The sequence below is a fragment of the Amycolatopsis thermophila genome, assembly GCF_030814215.1.
In the GTDB taxonomy this organism is placed as follows: Bacteria; Actinomycetota; Actinomycetes; order Mycobacteriales; family Pseudonocardiaceae; genus Amycolatopsis_E; species Amycolatopsis_E thermophila.
The window spans coordinates 4404673-4423124 of the sequence record NZ_JAUSUT010000001.1 but is presented as its reverse complement, the minus strand read 5'-3'; the positions used below and the strand labels follow the sequence as shown (position 1 = coordinate 4423124).

General features: G+C 70.8%; 18 protein-coding genes. 9 read left to right on the top strand and 9 right to left on the bottom strand.

Features of this window, described 5'->3' with window-relative positions:
- Nucleotides 1–8: 8 nt before the first annotated feature.
- Both FB470_RS21650 and FB470_RS21645 read right to left on the bottom strand, forming a co-directional pair.
- Nucleotides 9–707 (bottom strand): alpha/beta fold hydrolase, encoded by a 699-nt coding sequence (locus FB470_RS21650; protein ID WP_306994237.1) that lies wholly within the window; start codon nt 705–707, stop codon nt 9–11.
- Entirely contained in the window at nt 704–1846 is a 1143-nt protein-coding gene (locus FB470_RS21645) for a cupin domain-containing protein (RefSeq protein ID WP_306994235.1), read from the bottom strand. Before FB470_RS21645 ends, FB470_RS21650 begins: the two co-directional genes overlap by 4 nt.
- Nucleotides 1847–1975: 129 nt before the next feature.
- On the opposite strand from FB470_RS21645, the gene FB470_RS21640 reads away from it, so the two are divergent.
- Nucleotides 1976–2971, top strand: a complete 996-nt coding sequence (locus FB470_RS21640) for a LacI family DNA-binding transcriptional regulator (RefSeq protein WP_306994234.1) — start codon at nt 1976–1978, stop codon at nt 2969–2971.
- 3 nt (nt 2972–2974) lie between these two features.
- Here the strand turns inward: FB470_RS21640 and FB470_RS21635 are convergent, their stop codons facing one another.
- Together FB470_RS21635 and hisD are read right to left on the bottom strand one after the other, a co-directional pair.
- Nucleotides 2975–3832 carry a carbon-nitrogen hydrolase family protein gene (locus FB470_RS21635; RefSeq protein WP_306994232.1) on the bottom strand — a complete coding sequence of 286 codons (858 nt, stop codon included), beginning with the start codon at nt 3830–3832 and terminating at the stop codon, nt 2975–2977.
- Entirely contained in the window at nt 3832–5160 is a 1329-nt protein-coding gene (gene hisD / locus FB470_RS21630; RefSeq protein ID WP_306994230.1) for a histidinol dehydrogenase, read from the bottom strand. Before hisD ends, FB470_RS21635 begins: the two co-directional genes overlap by 1 nt.
- Before the next feature lie 72 nt (nt 5161–5232).
- Here hisD and FB470_RS21625 point away from each other — a divergent pair, with 72 nt between their 5' ends.
- Nucleotides 5233–6180 carry a LysR family transcriptional regulator gene (locus FB470_RS21625; protein WP_306994227.1) on the top strand — a complete coding sequence of 316 codons (948 nt, stop codon included), beginning with the start codon at nt 5233–5235 and terminating at the stop codon, nt 6178–6180.
- Nucleotides 6181–6250: 70 nt separating this feature from the next.
- Here FB470_RS21625 and FB470_RS21620 read toward each other — a convergent pair whose 3' ends face one another.
- A complete protein-coding gene (locus FB470_RS21620) occupies nt 6251–7588 on the bottom strand; it encodes an MFS transporter (RefSeq protein ID WP_306994225.1) in 1338 nt (445 codons plus the stop codon).
- Between the two features lie 176 nt (nt 7589–7764).
- Between FB470_RS21620 and FB470_RS21615 the strand changes: the two genes are divergently transcribed.
- The 6 genes from FB470_RS21615 to FB470_RS21590 all read left to right on the top strand — a co-directional run bounded on the left by FB470_RS21615 (nt 7765) and on the right by FB470_RS21590 (nt 12073).
- Complete coding sequence (locus FB470_RS21615) at nt 7765–8757, top strand: nuclear transport factor 2 family protein (protein ID WP_306994223.1); 993 nt, start codon at nt 7765–7767, stop codon at nt 8755–8757.
- 544 nt (nt 8758–9301) lie between these two features.
- Nucleotides 9302–9427 carry a hypothetical protein gene (locus FB470_RS21610; RefSeq protein ID WP_306994221.1) on the top strand — a complete coding sequence of 42 codons (126 nt, stop codon included), beginning with the start codon at nt 9302–9304 and terminating at the stop codon, nt 9425–9427.
- A 32-nt stretch (nt 9428–9459) separates the two neighbouring features.
- Nucleotides 9460–9915: a GbsR/MarR family transcriptional regulator gene (locus FB470_RS21605; RefSeq protein WP_306994219.1), complete on the top strand. Its 456-nt coding sequence runs from the start codon at nt 9460–9462 to the stop codon at nt 9913–9915.
- A 9-nt stretch (nt 9916–9924) separates the two neighbouring features.
- On the top strand, nt 9925–10737 hold the full coding sequence (locus FB470_RS21600; protein WP_306994217.1) for a class I SAM-dependent methyltransferase: 813 nt from the start codon (nt 9925–9927) through the stop codon (nt 10735–10737).
- Nucleotides 10738–11153: 416 nt separating this feature from the next.
- A complete protein-coding gene (locus FB470_RS21595; protein WP_306994215.1) occupies nt 11154–11873 on the top strand; it encodes a hypothetical protein in 720 nt (239 codons plus the stop codon).
- A 14-nt stretch (nt 11874–11887) separates the two neighbouring features.
- Nucleotides 11888–12073, top strand: coding sequence for a ferredoxin (locus FB470_RS21590; protein ID WP_306994213.1), 186 nt, complete (start codon nt 11888–11890; stop codon nt 12071–12073).
- Between the two features lie 226 nt (nt 12074–12299).
- On the opposite strand, the gene FB470_RS21585 is transcribed toward FB470_RS21590, so the two are convergent.
- Entirely contained in the window at nt 12300–12779 is a 480-nt protein-coding gene (locus FB470_RS21585; RefSeq protein WP_306994211.1) for a CGNR zinc finger domain-containing protein, read from the bottom strand.
- A 105-nt stretch (nt 12780–12884) separates the two neighbouring features.
- Here FB470_RS21585 and FB470_RS21580 point away from each other — a divergent pair, with 105 nt between their 5' ends.
- Entirely contained in the window at nt 12885–13751 is an 867-nt protein-coding gene (locus FB470_RS21580; RefSeq protein ID WP_306994209.1) for an alpha/beta fold hydrolase, read from the top strand.
- A gap of 264 nt (nt 13752–14015) precedes the next feature.
- On the opposite strand, the gene FB470_RS21575 is transcribed toward FB470_RS21580, so the two are convergent.
- From FB470_RS21575 to FB470_RS21565, 3 genes are read right to left on the bottom strand one after another with little or no spacing between them, the layout of a single operon-like run.
- A complete protein-coding gene (locus FB470_RS21575; protein ID WP_306994207.1) occupies nt 14016–14852 on the bottom strand; it encodes a fumarylacetoacetate hydrolase family protein in 837 nt (278 codons plus the stop codon).
- Between the two features lie 13 nt (nt 14853–14865).
- The gene (locus tag FB470_RS21570) at nt 14866–16470 is read right to left on the bottom strand and encodes an FAD-dependent monooxygenase (RefSeq protein WP_306994205.1); all 1605 of its coding nucleotides are present in this window, start codon (nt 16468–16470) and stop codon (nt 14866–14868) included.
- Nucleotides 16467–18446, bottom strand: a complete 1980-nt coding sequence (locus tag FB470_RS21565) for a flavin-containing monooxygenase (RefSeq protein WP_306994203.1) — start codon at nt 18444–18446, stop codon at nt 16467–16469. The genes FB470_RS21570 and FB470_RS21565 overlap by 4 nt, the downstream gene beginning before the upstream one ends.
- Nucleotides 18447–18452: the final 6 nt, after the last annotated feature.

Below are 18452 nucleotides of genomic sequence, written 5' to 3'. Positions count from 1 at the left end.
GAACTCCTTCACTGGTGGGAAAAGCCGCGCAGCCAGTCGCGCAGCAGGGTGGCCGCGGGGGCCGGCGTCTCGAGGGTCAGCAGGTGCCCGGCTCCCGGGAGCACGCGCAGGGAGGCGTGCCGCGCGTGAGCGGCGATGGCGTGGTGGAACGCGGGCGGGCACAGCGCGTCCCGTTCGCCGCACACCACCAGGACCGGGCAGGACAGCCCCGCGATCGCGTCGTGGCCGTCGCGCCGGGTGGCCTGCGCGGCGAGCTGGGCGCGGAACGTCGCCGGCCCGACCCGGTGGGCCATCGCCAGGAACCGCTCGCGCAGCACGGGGCCGGGATCCGGCTCGGCGAACATGGTCGGCAGGATCTGCTCGGCGACCCCGGCGAACGCGCCCCCGGCGGTGCGCCGGTCGAAGTCCGCCCAGCCGGCCAGCTGACCGGGTGTCGGCGCGCCCGCGTTGGTCGACACCGCGCAGAACCCGGCCAGCCGCTCCGGCGCGCGCCGGGCGACCTCGAACCCGGCGATCGCGCCGAGGCTCAGCCCGGCGAGCACGAACGGCCCGTCGACCGCGGCCAGGATCTGCTCGGCCATACCGCCGAGGTGCGGGGCGGTGATCTCGGCGTGGACCACCGGCCCCGCCAGGAGCGGCTCGACGTCGGCCCACAGGCCCGCGTCGCACAGCATCCCGGGCACCAGCACCACCGGCGGCACGGTCACCGCCCGGCCGGCTTGGGCAGCAGGTGGTAGGGCGCGAGGTAGCCGTTGTGGTCCAGGCCCACCCCGGCGTCGGCGGCCGCCTTGACGACCTCCTCGTCCCACTGCAGGCGCACCCGCCCGTCCCCGCTGTTGACGACGAGCAGGGTCGCGGTGCCGTCGGAGACGTTGCGGATGCTGCGCCACGCGCCGCGCGGCACGGACAGCATGTCCCACGGGCCGAGGCGCACGCTCACCTCGTCGTGCCGGTTGAGCGTGACCTCCCACTCGCCGTCCTTGACCATGAGCACCTGCGTCTCGTCGTGGCGGTGCAGCGGAACGCCCTCGCCCGGCTCGGCGCGCAGCCACGCCACGTTGTGCCCGTGCGGGTGGTAGATCGGCGGTTCCTGGTCGCGGTCCTCGGTCATGCCGAAGCCGATCACCGGTGCCAGTTCGGCGCGCCCGCCGGGCAGCACGCTGCCCAGCAGGGCGCGCGCGGACCACCGCAGATCGCCGGTTCCCACCACCCGGCGGCGCAGCTTCGCCACGTCGTAGGCGGGCAGTGCGGCGATGTCCTGCGTGGACATCGGGCGGACCAGCTCGGACGGCTCGGGCACCTCGTCACCGGCGACGGTGTCGACGAGCCGGTTGTCGGCGGTCAGGTACAGGCCGTGGTCCGCGGCCTCACGCAGCACGGACGGTCCCCAGATGATCCCGCCGGTGTCGTCGTGGCCCAGGACCGTGAACAGCCAGCCGTCGTCCGGGCCGATGTTGGTGAACCCGCGGAAGATCCAGGTCGGGATCGAGGCGATGTCGCCCTCGCGGAGCACCAGCTCGCCCTCGTCGCCGTCGGCGCCCCAGCGGAGCAGGAACTCGCCGCGGAAGCACAGGAACACCTCGGCGGTGAAGTGCAGGTGCAGGTTGTTGGTGATGCCGTGCGGCATCGCGGCCGCGCCGATGTTGAAGCCGTGGGGTTCGCGCAGGTTGACGACCTGGTTCGGGTTCTGGGTCACCCCCGGCCCGATCATCGAGTAGTTCTCCTTGCGGTCCGATCCCGGCGTGCGGCAGTCGATGAACGCCTGGTTGCAGGACACGAAATCGGTCCGCCGGATCGTGCGACGTCGCAGCTCGTCCGCCGGGACCCACCCCTCGCCGTTGACCATGACACCCTCCGCGCTCGTTTTGTTAATACGTATGCAGAACACCACCGGCGACACCCGTGTGTCAAGCCCGCGCACCCCGAAGTTCGGCTAGGATGCGTATGCACGGACACTCCGCCGGAAGGGCAGCCGATGTCGATCACGAGCCATGACGTGGCCCGGCTCGCCGGGGTCTCCCAGCCCACCGTCTCCCGTGCGCTGCGCGGGGACCACCGGGTTTCGGAGGCCACGCGCGCCCGGGTGCGCGAGGCGGCGGAGGCGCTGGGCTACGTGCCGAGCGAGGCGGGCCGGAGCCTGTCGACGCGCTCGACCCACCGGGTCGGGGTGGTCGTCACCGACCTGACCAACCCGTTCTACCCGCACCTGATCGGCCCGCTGCACGACGAGCTCGAGCGGCACGGCTACCGGATGATGCTGTTCACCGAGCGCAGTGAGACCGCACTGGAGACCGAGCGTCTGCTCGACCGGTCGATCGACGGCGTCGTGCTCACCACCGCGGTGATCGGCTCGCCCCTGCCCGCCGAGCTGACCCGTCGCGGCCTGCCGTTCGTCTTCCTCAACCGGGAAACGGGCAACGACGGGGCGGACGCGGCGGTGGTCGACAACGAGTCGGGCGGCCGTGTGGTCGCCGAGGAACTCGTGCGCCTCGGCCACACCGACGTCGCCCTGATCGGCGGCCCCGCGGACACCACCACCGGGCGCGACCGGGAGCTCGGGTTCCGCGACGGGCTGTCCGAGGCCGGGGTCGGGCTGCCGCGCCACCGCGTGCGCCGGGGCCCGTTCGACTACGGCACCGGCTACCAGGGGCTGCTCGACCTGCTCGGGGACGAGCCCCGCCCCACCGCGGTGTTCTGCGGCAACGACGTGATCGCGATCGGCGCGATGAACGCGGCGCGGCGGCTGGGGCTGACCGTGCCCGGCGACCTGACGGTCATCGGGTTCGACGACCTGCCGATGGCCGCCTGGGAGACGTTCGACCTCACCACCGTCCGGCACGACCTCGACGGCATGGCCAAGGCCGCCGCGAGCCTGCTGGTCGAGCGCCTGTCCGGCAGCGCGCCGGAGGCACCGCGCCGGGTCACGTTCGCCCCGGAACTGGTGCCGAGGGGAACGCACGCGGCGCGGTGATCCTCACGCCGGTTCCCCCTGCCGCAGGTCCGTCCCGGCCCAGGCGGCCGGGGTCAGGGCGCCCCCGTACAGCGGCATCGGGATCGGCTCGTCGTCCTCCCGCAGCTGGCGCCACACGCGCGTCACGCCGAAGCTGCCGTGGCGGCGCACGGCGGTCACCGCGTCCAGGTCGATCACGGCGGTGAGCACGCCGGCGCCGGCGCCGGGCAGCTCGGCGAGCACCTGCCCCTCGGGGCCGGCCAGCACCGAGTGACCGAGACCGGCCGGGCCGGCCGCGTTGACGCTCGCGACGAACACCTGGTTGACCGTCGCGTTCGCGCGGGCCAGCACGATCTCCTGCGCGCGGTCGGCGGTGTCGGTGCGGACCACGTTGAGCACCAGCTCGGCACCCAGCCACGCCAGATGCCGCGTCGTTTCGGGGAACCACGCGTCATAGCACACCGACAGCCCGATACGACCCACGCCGGGGATCGGGAACACCACGAACTCCCGCCCGGGCCGGAACGGCTCGTGCGGGCGCCAGGGGAAGACCTTGCGGTAGGCGGCCGCCAGCTCACCCTCCGGCGAGTACACGACGGCGGTGTCGTAGACGTGGCCGTCGGCACCGAGTTCGGCGACGCTGCCCGGACACAGCCACAGTCCCAGATCCCCGGCCAGTTCGGCGAAACACCGGTGCCGGGGCCCGTCGCCGACCGGTTCCGCGCTGTCCACGTCGGACTCGAGGTGCAGTTCCGGGTAGACCAGCAGACGGGTGCCCGGGAACCGGCGGTGCGTCGCGGTCGCGTGCGCGGCGAACCCGTCGAGATCACCGGCCGGCCGTCCGGGGACCTGGGCGAGCGCGAGGGTGAGCGGGCGGCCCATCAGACCTCCTGCCGGGTCAGACGCCGGGTCCGCAGGGCGGCGGTGGCGAGGTGGGCGGCCATGCCCTCCGACGCGGAGATGACCTCGACGGCGCCGGCGAGCGCGGGCGTGGCTTCCTCGGCGACCCGCTGGTAGGTCAGCGGCCGCAGGAACCGCGACACCGACAACCCGGCGCCGTGCCGCGCGCCGCCCGCGGTGGGCAGCACGTGGTTCGTCCCCGCCATGCCCTTGTCCGAGTAGGCGACGGTGCTCCACGGCCCGAGGAACAGGGACCCGTACGCGGTCAGGTGCTCGTGGTACCAGTCGTCGTCCGCGGTCTGGATCTCCAGGTGCTCGGGGGCGAGGTCGTCCATGAGCGCCGCCGCCGTTTCCCGGTCGGCGGCCACCGTGATCGAGCCGTGGTCGCGCCACGCGGGGCCCGCGATCGCCGCGGTCGGCAGGGTCGCGAGCTGCCGGCCGACCTCCGCGGCGACGCGGGCCGCCAGGTCGCCGCTGGTCGTGATGAGCGCGGCGGGCGAGTCCGGTCCGTGCTCGGCCTGGCCGAGCAGGTCGGCCGCGACGAGTTCCGGGTCGGCGGACTCGTCGGCGATCACGGCCACTTCGGACGGTCCGGCGAGCAGGTCGATCGCGACGGTGCCGAAGAGCTGGCGCTTGGCCTCGGCGACGAACGCGTTGCCCGCGCCGACGAGCATGTCGACCGGGGCGTCGCCGACCAGGCCGTAGGCCATCGACGCGAGCGCCTGCACCCCGCCGAGCAGGAAGACCCGGTCCACTCCGGACACGTAGGCGGCGTAGAGGACGGCGGGGTTGGGGCCGCCGTCCGCCTGTGGTGCGGTGCACGCGACGACCGACGGGACGCCCGCGGCCTTGGCGACGTTCACGGTCATGAACGCGCTGGCGGTCAGCGGGAACCGGCCGGCGGGCAGGTAGGCGCCCACGCGCTGCACCGGGACGTAGCGGTATCCGGCGACGAGCCCCGGTTCGAGCTCGACCTCGAGGTCTTTGAGCGCGTCGCGGGAGGCCTTGGCGAACGCGGCGGTGCGAGCGGCGCCGAGTTCGATGGCCTCGCGCAGGTCGTCGGGCAGCAGCTCGCCGCTGCGGTGCATCTCCTCGCGCGAAATCTCCAGCGGCCGTCCGTCGTAGCCGTCGAGTTCGGTGGCGTAGCGGGTGACGGCGTCGAGCCCCTCGGCGCGGATCTGCCCGAGCATGCGGGTCACGGTCTCGATGACGGCCGCATCGCGCTGGGCCGGCGCGCCCCCGGCCGCGGGCTCCTTGACGACGGTGAACCGGCCGGCGAACCGGCGCTGGGTGGCTTCGGTGAAGTACATGCCCGGAAAGCTAGTTCGGTGGAAGCCACAGGACCACCTTGTCTTTCGTTGGACGACCTATAGCATTTCCTTGTGACACTGACGCAGTTGCGGGCGCTGGTCGCGGCGGCGGAGCTCGGCTCGTTCACGGCCGCGGGCACCGCGCTCGGGTACACGCAGGCGGCGATCTCGGAGCTGGTGCGCCGGCTGGAGGAGGAGTGCGGGCTGCAGTTGTTCCACCGCGGCGGGCGGCGGCTGACGCTGACGCCCGCGGGTGCGCAGTTGTTGCCGCACGCGCGGCAGACGGTGAGCGCGGCGCGCAACGCCGAGGACACGGTGAAGGCGGTGCGCGGGCTGACCGGTGGGGTGGCGTCGTTCGGGTTGTTCCGCAACGCGGATTTCTACCTGCTGGCCGAGCTCGGTGAGCGGTTCGCTTCGGCGCATCCGGATGTGCGCGTGCGGCTGGTCGGGGTGAACGCGGCGCTGGTCGCCGAGGCGGTCGCGGCCGGGGACCTGGAGGCGGGCATCGTGGTGCTGCCGGTGACCCCGGCGGGTTTGGAGGTGACGCCGCTCGCGCGGGACGAGGTGCTGTACGTGTCGGCGGACCCGGCGCACGTGTCGGCGCCGGTGGACATCACGACGTTCGCCTCGCGGCGCCTGGTGTTCTACGACGCGCACGTGGGGTGGTCGGACCCGGACCGGTTGCAGCTGGCGGAGCGGGCGCAGGTCGCCGGGGTCCGGCTGGAGCCGTTCATCGAGGTCGAACAGGCCCAGGCGGCGCTGCACCTGGTGGCCCGCGGGGTCGGCGACACGTTCCTGTCCCGTGCGGTCGCCGAACGCCTCATCCGGACCGAGGGCCTGCACCTGCACACGACGACGTTCGACCCGCCGCTGCACAACACGTTCGCCCTGATCCGCCGCCGGCACACCCAGCTGTCCCCCGCGACATCCGAACTGGCACGGCTCGCGGTGGACCTGCTGCTGACCAACTCGATGCTCGACCAGCGGCGGCCCCTGCCCGCGCGGGAGCCGCGACCCTGACCACGGGAGGCGGAACTGGCGGCGGCCCCCGCCGAAGCGGGAGCCGCCGCCGGTTCCGCCTCCGCGAGCCTCAGTGGGCGAACTTGTCGGCCGCCAGGTCGCTGCGGTAGGTCTCCTTCATGAACACCGTGATCACCACCAGCGCCAGCACCGCCGCCACCGCCAGGTACACCCACACGGCATAAATGGTGCCGAACGTGGACACCAGCAGCGTCGCCACGAACGGGGTGATCCCCATGAAGATCGAGAACGAGCTGTTGTAGGCGATCGAGCTCGCGCTGAACCGGGTGCGCGTCGCGAACAGCTCCGCCGCGCACACGGTGACGATGCCGGTGAGGAAGAACTCCGGGATGATGTAGATCAGCTGGCTGCCCACCGCGCCGGCGAACGTGCCCTGCTGCCCCACCCAGAACGCCAGCGGCACCAGCACGATGCACGCGACGGCCCCGGTGATCAGCATCGGCTTGCGGCCGATCCGGTCGGAGATCGCGCCGGCGAGCGGCAGCAGCGGGATCAGCACCGCGACCGAGATCATGTTCGACAGCCACGCCGCCGACTTCGGCAGGCCCAGCGTCTCCGACAGGTACTCCGGGTAGAAGGTGACCCACGTGTAGGACAGGATCGCGAGCATGATCGACGCGCCGCAGAACACGAGGATCGGCCGCCACTGCGACCGCAGCGCCTCCCGGAACGGCGCCTCCACGATGTTCGTCCCGTGCTCGGTCGCCGCCTCGAACTCCGGCGTCTCCCCGATCCGGCTGCGCAGCCACATCCCGACCAGGCACAGCGGCAGCACCGCGAGGAACGGGATCCGCCAGCCCCAGCTGTGCAGCGCCGCGTCGCTGAACACGGCGCTCATCAGCGCGGCCACCCCGGCACCGGCGAGGATGCCGAAGAAACAGCTGTTGGACGCGAACGACGTGTAGAACCCGCGGCGGCGCGGCTCGGCCCACTCGACCACGAACGCGACCGCGCCGACGTATTCACCGCCCGCCACCATGCCCTGCACGACCCGCAGCACCAGCAGGATCAGCGGCGCGGCGAGCCCGATCTGGCCGTAGGTGGGCAGCACACCGATCAACGCCGTGGAGATGCCCATGAACACGACCGTCCACAACAGCACGCGCTTGCGCCCGAACCGGTCGCCCCACCGGCCGAGCAGACTGCCGCCGAGCGGCCGGACGAGGCATGCGATCGCGATCACGGCGTACGCGCTCAGCACGCTGGCCGTGTGGTCGCTCGCCGGGAAGAACGAGGAGGCGAGGACGGGCGCCATGTAGCCGTACAACCCGTAGTCGAACTGTTCGACGAAGTTGCCGATGCTGCCGGCGACGATCGCGCGGCGGATCACCCTTCGACGTCCGGCCGCATCGGTGGACGCGGCTGTGGTCGGCGCGACGGTGGACATGACACCTCCATTGTGCCACAACGGCGAGAGCCGTTTGCATACGTATGAGAGGCAACATAGGTCGGCCAAGTGCCCCGGTCAAGACGCAAACCGCACATGTGCGTCCGACCTTGCCGACGGCTATGCATACGGATACACTCGCGGTGCCCGTACCCCGTGCCACCGAAGGGAAGACCATGCCACTCGATCCGGTCGCCTACCAGCCCTACGAGGACCCGGACGACTTCATCCGCGAAGTGACCGACCGGATCTGGGTCCAGCGCGACATCTCCTACATCGTCGACAACTACGAGCCGGACTCGATCGTCCACGGTGGCCTGGGCACGGTCGTCGGCAGGGACGGCGTCATCGAGGGCAGCCTGATGCGGATCGCGCAGGTGCCGCAGCACGTCGGGCAGGCCGAGGACGTCGTGTGGGAGGCCCGCGGGGACGACGCCTTCCTCAGCTCGCACCTGGTCTTCTCCAGCGACACGCACATCGTGAACGGCGTTCCGGCGCCGATCCGCAAGCGCACCATCGCCAACTGCCTGTACCGGCGGGGCCGGATGGTGGAGGAATGGGTGGTGCGCGACGACCTGGCCGAGTGCCTGCAGCTCGGCCTGGACCCCGCCGAGGTCGCGCGGGGGCTGCGCTTCCGCGGCTACGAGGGCTCGATGACCAAGCCGGCCCCGGCGGACGTCCTGTCCGCGGGCGACAGCGGCCCGCGCCCCGACGACTTCCGGCCGGAGTGCGAGATGGTGCTGGAGTTCATCGAGGAGGTGTGGAACGCGCGCCGCCTGCACAAGGTCACCGAGTTCATGCCGCGCGACCTGTTCCTGCACACGATCGGCGACCGGACCGTCGTGCGCCCCGACGGCTACCAGCGCGATCTGCTCAACCAGGTCGCACCGTTCCCGGACGCGCGGTTCGAGGTGCGCGACATCCAGACCAACCACGCCGAGCGCTACGCGGGCCTGCGCGTCGCCGTGCTGTGGGTGATGAAGGGCTCCTACCGCGGTGTCGCCGAGTTCGGGCCGCTCACCGGCCGGCCGGTGGACCTGCTCGGGGTGTCGCAGTTCCTGATCCAGGGTGGACGGATCGTGCGCGAGGTGCGCGTGTTCGACCAGATCTCGCTGCGGGCGCAGATCAACAGCCACGAGAGCACGTTCGCCGACACCAACATCTACTGACGCGGGCCGGCTGCCCTCGCCGGGCTCGTCGAGGGCAGCTCGGTGCGGGCGCGGTCCAGCCGGACCTGCCGGAGGAACTCCATCGGTGGCTCACTTCGCCAACGGTGAGATCGTCATCGACTCCCGCCTCCGCGCGCCGCACGAAGTCGACGGGCAGTTGGAACTCGGCCGTTCCAGTCCGTCCGGACCGGACACCCGGTTCGCGACGCGTGGGCAGGGGGTTGACGTAGCCAGTGATTTCAGTCGAGACTGAAACCACTAGCTACGTCTCGGATGGAAGGCGGCGGCGATGACTCCGCGTCCTGGGCAGGTGATGTTCACCAGTCTCGGCACCTCGTGCGCCGGGTTCGCCGTGCCGGCAATCGACGACCGCACGGTCGGTGCCGGCGAGGGCGAACCTCGGGGCAGGACATCCGCAGCGCGATCTCCTACCTGCAGAACCGACCGGAGGTGGACCCGGCACGGATCAGGTTGGGGTGTCAGGGTCAGTGGCTCGGACGCGGTGCAGGCCGCGGTGCTCGTCCGGCGCGCGAGGTGTGTTGTGGTGCCGAGCCCCAGCACCGTCGCGCCGGAGGGTCTCGTCCACCGGCTGTCGCCCACCCCGCTGTTGATGGTCGCCACCCTCTGCACCGGTCCGACCCGCGAGCCGGTTGCCGGCATGGCACAGTGACGGCCCCGACAACTCAGCCGAGGAGGAGTGCCGTGTCCAGTCAGGACAACCAGGACGAGGTGCTGCGGTGGGTCGAGCGGGTGGCCACGTTCTGCGTGGAGGAATGGGCGCTCCCACCGATCACCGGGCGCATCCTCGGCCTGCTGATGATCTGCGACCCGCCCGAGCGCTCCGCCGGCCAGATCGCCGAGACGATCAAGGCCAGCCGCGCTTCGCTGACCTCGAACATGCGTTTCCTCGCCGCCATCGGGCTGGTCCGCAAGGTTCGCGTGCCAGGTGACCGCACCACCTACTACCGCATCGAGGACGACGCCTGGCACAGGGTGATCCAGCGCAAGCTCGACAGCCTCGGCGCCTTCGACGGCATCGCCGATGAGGGCGTCAAACTCGCGGGCGGCAGAGGGCCGCGCAGCGAACGCATCCGCGCCGCCCAGCAGTCCCTGACCTGGCTACGCGACATCGCCGCCCGAAATCCCCCGAAAAGGTAAGGACTTCTCGTGCCACGCCTGCGACTCGACCTGGACCCGCTCCGGGAAACCTTGCTGCTCACGCTCTACGCGAGGGCTCTGGACGCCAAGCTTCCCCACTCGATCCTCGGCGACACCCACTCCGCCGCCATCGCCGACACGATCGACTACGACTTCGCCAAGCTCAAGCTCAAGCCCAGCCTCGTCTGCGGTACCGCCCTCCGCGCCAAGAAACTCGACGAGGCGGTCCGGGCGTTCGTCGCCGGCCACCCTGACGCCGTCGTGCTCGACCTCGGCTGCGGACTCGACACACGTGTCCTCCGCTGCGACCCGCCCGCCGGCGTCGACTGGTACGACGTCGACTTCCCCGACATCGTCGAGCTGCGAGCCCGGTTCCTCCCGGACCGGTCCCTGCGCTTCGGCGCCGATCTGACCACACCGGGCTGGCTCGATCCGCTGCCCCGCGACCGGCCGGCCATGATCGTCGCCGAGGGCCTGCTGCCGTTCCTGCCCGGCGACACCTTCCAGCGGATGACCCAGGAGCTGACCGCGCACTTCACCACCGGCGAACTCGCCATCAACGGCTACACCCGCTTCGCCGCCTGGTCGATGAAGTACCACCCGACGATCAAGGCCATCGGCATCACCGCCGCTCAGGGCTTCGACGACCCGCACGACCCCGAGACCTGGAACGCCGGCCTGACCGTGGTCGAGGAGCAACTACTCACCCGCGCCCCGGAAGTCGCCGACTTTCCCCAGCCACTGCGCGCGGCCACCCGGCTCATGAGCCACAGCACCGCACTGTCCCGGCAAGGCACCCGGATACTCCGCTACCGGTTCTGACCAACCTCCCCCAGCGCCGGAACATCGCACTCGCCCTCCCCGGACGCCCCTCCGTCGTGCATCCCACCGAGGCGACCCTGTTCCTCGTGACCGGCACGTCCCCATGCCATTTCGACCAATTCGGGTCGGGTGCGGCCGAGCCGGATGTCTTCTCGACCTTGGGGTCGCTGCACCGAGGCCGCACCGCACTGTAGCCACCTGGACGGGTGAAGCCCCTTGAGCGCGAGGTCGATTCACCGACAGCGCCGCAGGTATCGCTGACTGTCGCGCAGATGACGATCGCTTGGAACCCCGCGCCGGGGAACTCGCCGAAGTCCGGGTCAACTTATGCTTTTCTGTTGACGGTCGTCACAGCTCAGCGATACTCTCGGTCCTATCGCAACGGTGCGAGCGCAGCCGAAAGGGAGTGGTGTGCGATGGCGGCACCCACACGGATACCCCAGACGTTGACCATGATGGAGGCCTGTTTCACGCTGGCCCCCGGTGTCGAGGACGAGTTCTGGCCGGCGCAGGAGCGCTTCGGCCCGATCGCCGCAGCCGCTCCCGGCTTCCGGGGCGTACTGGGCGGCCCCATCGCGAACTCGTCCTGGTTGTACTTCGGGGGAGTGTTCGCGACCCCCGAGGACATGGACCAGTGGTACCACACGCGGCATCACCGCGCGGTCCAGAACAAGGCCTACGAAACCTGGTTCAACGCCTACTACATCCGGAAATGGCGGCTACCCGAGGATGGCGAGGCCGTGACCGGCCGCGTGCTCGTGGAGACTTCCCTCGCTCGGCGGGAGCCGTTGTCGGACAACGAGATGTCCTCCGTGCTCAAGCTGCTCGACCAGGCGCTGCCGGCGTACGGGCCGCGGCCGTTCGAGACCCTGAGTGGCGAGTTCGAGCCGAACCCCTACCAGTTCGTCGGCCCGCTCGAGGAGGCCCCGCAGCTGGCTCCCGTCCGTTACCTCCTGCTGACCCACTGGGATTCCGCCGAGCAAGCGAGCAAGTGGAGCGCGTCCCCCGAGTTGATGACGCTCGGCGAGCTCGGCGAAGTGAGCACGCGCACATTCATCCCGATCTACCACCAGCCGGGCGAACGGAACTACCTGACTCCGGATGGCATGCACCGGCAGTGGGTGAGGCCGGCGTGAGTCAGAACGTCCGCGTGAACGACAGCTGCATCGGGTCGGGGATCTGTGAATCCGTGGCACCGGACCTGTTCACCGTCGGCGACGACGAACGCGCCCGGCTGCTGATGGACCCCGTTCCCGACGGCGCCCTGGGCGGCGTCCGAGACGCGGCCGCGTCCTGCCCGATGGCCGCGATAGCGATCGGCGACGGACAGCGGTAACGACACGCGGATTCCGGCAGCCAGGGCGATCCCCCTCGTCGCCCTGGCTGCCGTCCTTTTCCGCCGAGTTTGACCACCGTGACGCACACAGGCGACCTCTTCCGCATCGCCTCCCCCGGGACGTCGCACGGCGTTGCCGACGGTTCATTCGCAGCATGGTTGAAATATGGGTGGGTTCCCGCGTGGTCCTGACCACGCGCATGGGGCGCGACACGAGCGGCAGGCGTCAGCGGGTGCGTTGGTAGTGGCGGCGTGCTTTTTCGCGGTTGCCGCAGACAGCCATCGAGCACCAGCGGGCGCGGTTGGCGCGGCTGCGGTCGAGCAGGAACAGCTGGCATTCGTCGTTGGCGCAGGGGCGTAGCCGGCCCGGTAGACGCTCCTCGATGTCGGCCCAGGCGAGGACCACCTCGACTGCCAATCGGGCGTGCGGAGGAGCCTTGACTGTCCACTGAAGACCATCCGACGTGAACTCCGGGATCTGGTGGACTCCTTCGAGCAGTGGACTCAACGCGGTGGCCGGGCTTTCTCCGCGCACGACGTCTCGCAGGATGTCCCGAGCCTCGCGCAGCAGCGCCAGTTCCGCGAGGCTGCCGTCGCCGCCGTGCTCCCGTGCCCAGCGTCTGCCTTCTTCCGGGTCGGCGAGCGCGTCCTGTTCCTCGCCGTTGACCAGTGGCCTGCTGTTGAGCAGGTCCAGCAGCGCATTCATCAGATACCGCTCTCCCTCTAACCAGATCGAACCCTTTGACAGGTTAGCCCATCCCGTGCTTGTATGGCGAGGGCTAACCAGATAAAACCTCCGAAGGGGTTAGAAATGAGCTTGGTGCACCACCGGACCGCCACCGTCGACGGCTACGAGATCTTCTACCGCGAAGCCGGCCCTGCCGACGCCCCCGCGGTCGTCCTGCTGCACGGCTACCCGACCAGTTCGTTCATGTTTCGCGAACTCATCCCGCTGCTGGCCGGGGACTACCACGTCATCGCGCCGGACCACCTCGGCTTCGGGCACTCCGCCGCCCCACTCGCGGGGGAGTTCGCCTACACCTTCGACGCTCTCGCCGCACTTACCTCCGGACTGCTCGACCGACTGGGCCTGGACCGATACGCCCTCTACGTCCAGGACTACGGCGCCCCCATCGGATGGCGCCTCGCGCTCAAGCACCCCGAACGGATCTCCGCCATCGTCACCCAGAACGGCAACGGCTACGAGGACGGTTTCGTCGAGTCGTTCTGGACCGACATCTGGGCCTACGGGGCGAACCCCGGCCCCGACACCGAATCCGCCGTCCGCGCCGCGCTGAGCATCGACGCCATCCGCTGGCAGTACGTGCACGGAGTGCCCGACCCGAGCGTGGTCAGCCCGGACACCTGGAAGCACGACTTCGCCCTTGTCTCCCGCGAGGGCAACGACGAGGTCCAGCTGGCGCTGTTTCGCGACTACCAGAACAACCGCCCGCTCTACCCGCTGCTGCACGAATTCCTGCGCACCAGCGAGGTCCCGGTGCTCGCCGTGTGGGGCCGCAACGACGAAATCTTCGGCCCGGCCGGCGCGCGCGCCTTCGCCCGCGACGCCAAGGACGCGGAGGTGCACCTGATCAACGGCGGTCACTTCCTGCTGGAGAGCCATCTGGATGTCGTTGCGGGTTATCTGCGAGGCTTCCTCGGGCGGGTGCTGGCTTGAGTCGGCCCTGCACCGATCATCCGCCGACCGGGTAGTGCGCCACCCGCCAGGCGGTGGTCAACGTGGCCACAAGCCGATCAGGTCGGTCACGCCGTCGGCGAACTCGGCCACAGCCCCGGCGACGCTACGACCGAAGCTGCGCCCTCGATGCAGCCCCCAGAGTTGTTGTCCCGCAAGGCTCCAGGAATGACCGCAGCCGACGCCGCGGTGGCGGTCAGCGGGTGCGGAGGCCGCCTGCCCGATCGCGTCGCCGCCTCGCATCGGTCAGGCGACGTCGCGCACCGTGTTGCGCAGCGTTCCGAGTTTGGTCACTTCGACTTCGACGACATCGCCGTCGACGACGAATCCCGGCGGGTCCATGAAGAGCCCGACACCGCCGGGCGTGCCGGTGACGATGACGTCGCCGGGGGCGAGCGGCGTGAACGTGGTGACGTACTCGATGATCGAGGGGATGTCGTTGATCAGGTCCGCGAGCTTGGCGCGCTGGCGCACCTCGCCGTTGACCCGGGTCGTCAGCTCGAGCTCGGTGACGTCGCCGACCTCGTCGGCGGTGACCAGGCAGGGACCGAAGCCACCGGTGCCCGGCCACGTCTTGCCGGGCAGCCACTGGCTGGCGGCACGCTGCCAGTCGCGGACCGAGAAGTCGTTGTACACGGCGTAGCCGGCGACGTGGTCGTAGGCCTCGGCCTTGGCCACCCGGTGCGCGGGCTTCGAGATGACCAGGGCAACCTCGCCCTCGTAGTCGAACTGGGCGGAGCCCGCCGGTTTGCGGGCGTCCGCGCCGTGGCCCAGCTGGCTGTCGGCGTAGCGGGCGAAGACGACCGGGGCTTGCGGCGCCGGCTTGCCGATTTCGTCCTGGTGGCTGCGGTAGTTGACCCCGATGCAGATGATCTTTCCGGGGTCGGGGATGACCGGGGCCAGCGCCACCTCGCCGAGCGCCACCGGGCGCTCGGTGTAGTGCGCCAAGGATTCGAGGGAGCCGGCCGTGATGGCCGCGGCGAGGGAGGGCGCGGCCGGGGTCGCGTCGTAGATCGTCTCGGCGTCGAGGCGCCCCCACGCGATGGTGTGGTCGGCGCGGTAGTAGCTGACGAACTTGGTCATCGGGTCTTCCTCTTCAGGGGTGGACGGAGAAACGGGGATTTCGGGGAAGGTCGCGGTCGTCGACGAAGGCGCGGAGGTGCTCGACGACGCGTCGCTCGCCGGCGGCGTCGAACACCGCCGCGACGTAGCGGTCGGGACGGACCGCGACGAAGACCGGACGGGTGCCGGCGCCGGAGGTGAGCACCGCGGTCGTCTCGGTGACCACGCCGTCGGTCGGCTCGCTGCCCGGTGGGCGGACGCACAGCCGCTTCGCGCCGATCGCGTCCCAGTACGCGTCGGCCGCCGCGGCGGGCGGACCGCCGATCTGCAGCAACGTCCACCCGCGCCCGAGATGAGCGTCGAGTCCGCGCTCGGCGCCAGTGGCGTCGCGGACGACCGGTTGGCTCAAGGCGCGGCCGACGGTCACGGTGTCGAAGGTGACGCCGTCGGACGCGACGGCGGCTCCCGCGGCGTAGTCGGGTGGTGCGATGAAGCGCATGGTGGCGAGGAATTCGCGGACGCCGGGGAGCAAGCCGACCGTGCGGACAACGGCGTCACGCAGGCGCGTGACGACCGGATGGGTCGCCATGACGACCTCGCCGATGCGGCGCGAGACCCGCACCATCGCGGCTCCGTGGGCGCGGCGCTCGAGCTCGTACGAATCCAGCAGCCGCTCGGTCCCGCCGCCGGTGATCGCCTCGATCAGCTTCCACGTGAGGTTGGTCGCGTCGCGGATACCGGCGTTCAGGCCCTGGCCCGCGAACGGCGGCATCAGGTGGGCGGCGTCACCGGCCAGGAACGTGCGCCCCGCGCGATACCGCCGCGCGACGCGCTGGTGCGCGATGTACACGGTCGCGCGGCGCACGTCATCCGGCGCCAGCTCGGCCCGGAAGCGCGGCACGACCAGCTCCCGGATCCGCTCCGGCGTCGTCATCTCCTCGGGGTCCTCGTCGTCGAAGAGCATGAACTCGATCCGCAGGCGTCCCTTGACGCCGGGCACGAGCACGTACGGCCGCTCGCCGTCGCCGTGGAATTCGGCGAACGGGGCCCGCTCGCGCGGCTCGTTGCGCAGATCGACGACGATCCACCGCTGCGGCTGGGTGGTGCCGGCCAGCTCGATCCCGACCGCCCGGCGGACGAAGCTGCGCCCGCCGTCGGCGCCGATCAGCCAGTCGGCGGTCAGGGTCTGTGTCTTCTCTCCGGCGGTCACGGTCACGCCGACCCCGTCGCTGTCCTGCATGATCGCTGTCGCGTCGGCGCCGCGCAGGAATTCGAGTCGCTCGTGCGCGGCTGCTCGCTCCCACAGCAGCCGCTCCAGGATCGGCTGGTCGAACTGGGTCTTGGCGGGATGCCCCAGCCGGGACGCGACCGGCCTCGCCTCGAGCAGGAGGCGGTCCCCGAGGCCGAAGTAGCGACTGCCCGTGTCGAGCAGGGACTCGGCCTTGAGCGCGTCGGCCACACCGAGCTGCTCGAGGGTGCGGAACGACTCGTCCTGGAGGCTGATCGCGCGCGGCAGGTCGCCCGGCTCGGTCTCCTTCTCCACGAGCGTCGCGCGCACGCCCGCATCGGCGAGAAGGAGGGCGGCGACGAGCCCGACCGGGCCGGCACCCACCACGAGCACGTCACGTCGCGCGCTCACGACGTCGCCTCGGGGCGTGAGCCGAGCGTGAAGTCGGAGTCGAAGTCGGCGCCCCGGGTCAGCGTCCAGTACTCGAGATGGCTGTACGGCCACACCTGCGAGACCCGGCCGCGGGAGTTCTTGTACCAGGTGCGGACCTGCGGCTGCGCCCATGCGCACTCGGCATTGCCCCGGTCGACCCAGGCGAGGAAGCGGTCCAGGGTCTCCTGCTTGACCTCGAGCGAGGCCGCCCCGCGGCGCAGCAGCTGGTGGATCGCCTCGACGGTGAACTCGACCCCGCATTCGATCATGAAGTGGAACTGGCCGTGCACGACGTAGTTCGTGTTGGGCCCCTGGATGAGGAAGAGGTTCGGGAAGCCGGGCACGCAGATGCCGGCCCAGGCCGTCGCGTCACCGTTCCAGTGCTCCTTGAGCGTCTGCCCGGACGGCCCGGTGACCACGATCGGGTCGAGGTGGTCGGACGCCTTGAACCCGGTCGCGTAGATCACGACGTCGACCGGGTGCCGCTCGCCGTCGGCGGTGGCGATGCCCTCAGCCGTGAACCGTTCGATCGGGGAGGTGACGAGCTCGGCGTGCTCCCGGTGCAGTGCGCGCGCCCACACGCCGTTGTCGCGGAGCATGCGCTTGCCGCCGGGCGGGTACGCGGGCACGACGACGTCGAGCATGTCGGGGCGGTCCGCCCACTGCTCGCGCAGGATCGCGGTGAGTTCCTCCCGCACCCGCAGGTTGGTGGCCGACACCGAGTCGGTGCGGTCCCACTCCGGATCGACCTTGACGGTGTGCAGCCGTCCGGTGCGCGCACCCCAGAACGCCTGGAACCGGAACCACTGCCCGTAGTGCGGGACGTGGTCGCTGAGCCAGGTCAGGGCCGATGGTGCCCGGTCGTGGTAGTTCGGGGCGGGCACCGTCCACGGTCCGGACCGCTGGAAGACATCGAGGTGGCCGACTCGGTCGATGATGCTCGGGACGATCTGGTAGGCGCTGGCGCCGGTGCCGACCACCGCGACGCGCTTCCCGGTCAGGTCCACGTCGTGGTCCCACCGCGCGGAGTGCATCTGTACGCCGCCGAAGTCGTCCTGTCCGGGGAGTTCCGGGATGCTCGGCTTCTCCAGCTGCCCGGTCGCGGCGATGACGAGGTGGAACCGCCGGCACTGCTCGACGCCGTCGCGCCGGACGACGACCTCCCAGGTGGCCGATGCTGCGTCCCAGGTCATCGAGACGACTTCGGTGTCGAACTCGATGTGCTCACGCAGCTTGGCGCGATCGACGATCTCGACGGCGTACCCCTCGACCTCGGCGCCCTCGGCGTACGCGTGGGGCCAGTCGGCCCGCTGGGCGAAGGAGAAGCTGTAGGCGAAGGTCGGGGTGTCGAGGCGCACCCCGGGATAGGTGTTGGCCCACCAGGTGCCACCGACCTCGGGGTGCTTCTCGAACGCGACGAACCGTACGCCCGCCTGCTTGAGCCGGTACATGGCCGCGATGCCGCTCATCCCGGTGCCGATGACCGCGACTTCGAGGTCGCGGTCGGGTGCGACCTCGTCGACATGCCAAGCCGGTGCTCCCGGGCGCTGGGTGACCAGGTCGAGCTCGTGCATCATCAGCGCCGCGTCCTCGGCACTCGCCCCGCCCGTGATGAAGTCCACGATGGTGCGTGCTTCCTCGGGGTCCAGCAGGCGGGGCGAGGTGAGCCCCTCGTCGCGGACGCGCTTGAGCGCGGTCAGCGCGAGCTCACGCGCTCGAGCCTGCGCGGCCTCGCTCATGCCGCCGTGCGCGGGCGGAGCCGTGTCGACGGGAGGAAGCGGGGGGCGCAGCTCCGGCGGGATCAGCGTGTGATCTCCGGTCAGGGCGGCCAGCGCCGTGAGCAGCGACGGCAGGTCGGCCTCGGCGACGATGCGTTCGAGGAAGGCGTCGTCCTCCGTAATGGGCGTGTACTCGTCGCGCCAGTACACGTCGTCGATCTCGGCGGCCTCGGGCATCAGCGC

Coding starts and splice junctions, on each gene's coding strand:
- FB470_RS21595 (WP_306994215.1), top strand. CDS start 11,154: ATGGCGGCACCCACACGGATACCCCAGACGTTGACCATGATGGAGGCC.
- FB470_RS21640 (WP_306994234.1), top strand. CDS start 1,976: ATGTCGATCACGAGCCATGACGTGGCCCGGCTCGCCGGGGTCTCCCAG.
- FB470_RS21575 (WP_306994207.1), bottom strand. CDS start 14,852: ATGACCAAGTTCGTCAGCTACTACCGCGCCGACCACACCATCGCGTGG.
- FB470_RS21585 (WP_306994211.1), bottom strand. CDS start 12,779: ATGAATGCGCTGCTGGACCTGCTCAACAGCAGGCCACTGGTCAACGGC.
- hisD (WP_306994230.1), bottom strand. CDS start 5,160: ATGTACTTCACCGAAGCCACCCAGCGCCGGTTCGCCGGCCGGTTCACC.
- FB470_RS21635 (WP_306994232.1), bottom strand. CDS start 3,832: ATGGGCCGCCCGCTCACCCTCGCGCTCGCCCAGGTCCCCGGACGGCCG.
- FB470_RS21645 (WP_306994235.1), bottom strand. CDS start 1,846: ATGGTCAACGGCGAGGGGTGGGTCCCGGCGGACGAGCTGCGACGTCGC.
- FB470_RS21620 (WP_306994225.1), bottom strand. CDS start 7,588: ATGTCCACCGTCGCGCCGACCACAGCCGCGTCCACCGATGCGGCCGGA.
- FB470_RS21565 (WP_306994203.1), bottom strand. CDS start 18,446: ATGCCCGAGGCCGCCGAGATCGACGACGTGTACTGGCGCGACGAGTAC.
- FB470_RS21615 (WP_306994223.1), top strand. CDS start 7,765: ATGCCACTCGATCCGGTCGCCTACCAGCCCTACGAGGACCCGGACGAC.
- FB470_RS21580 (WP_306994209.1), top strand. CDS start 12,885: ATGAGCTTGGTGCACCACCGGACCGCCACCGTCGACGGCTACGAGATC.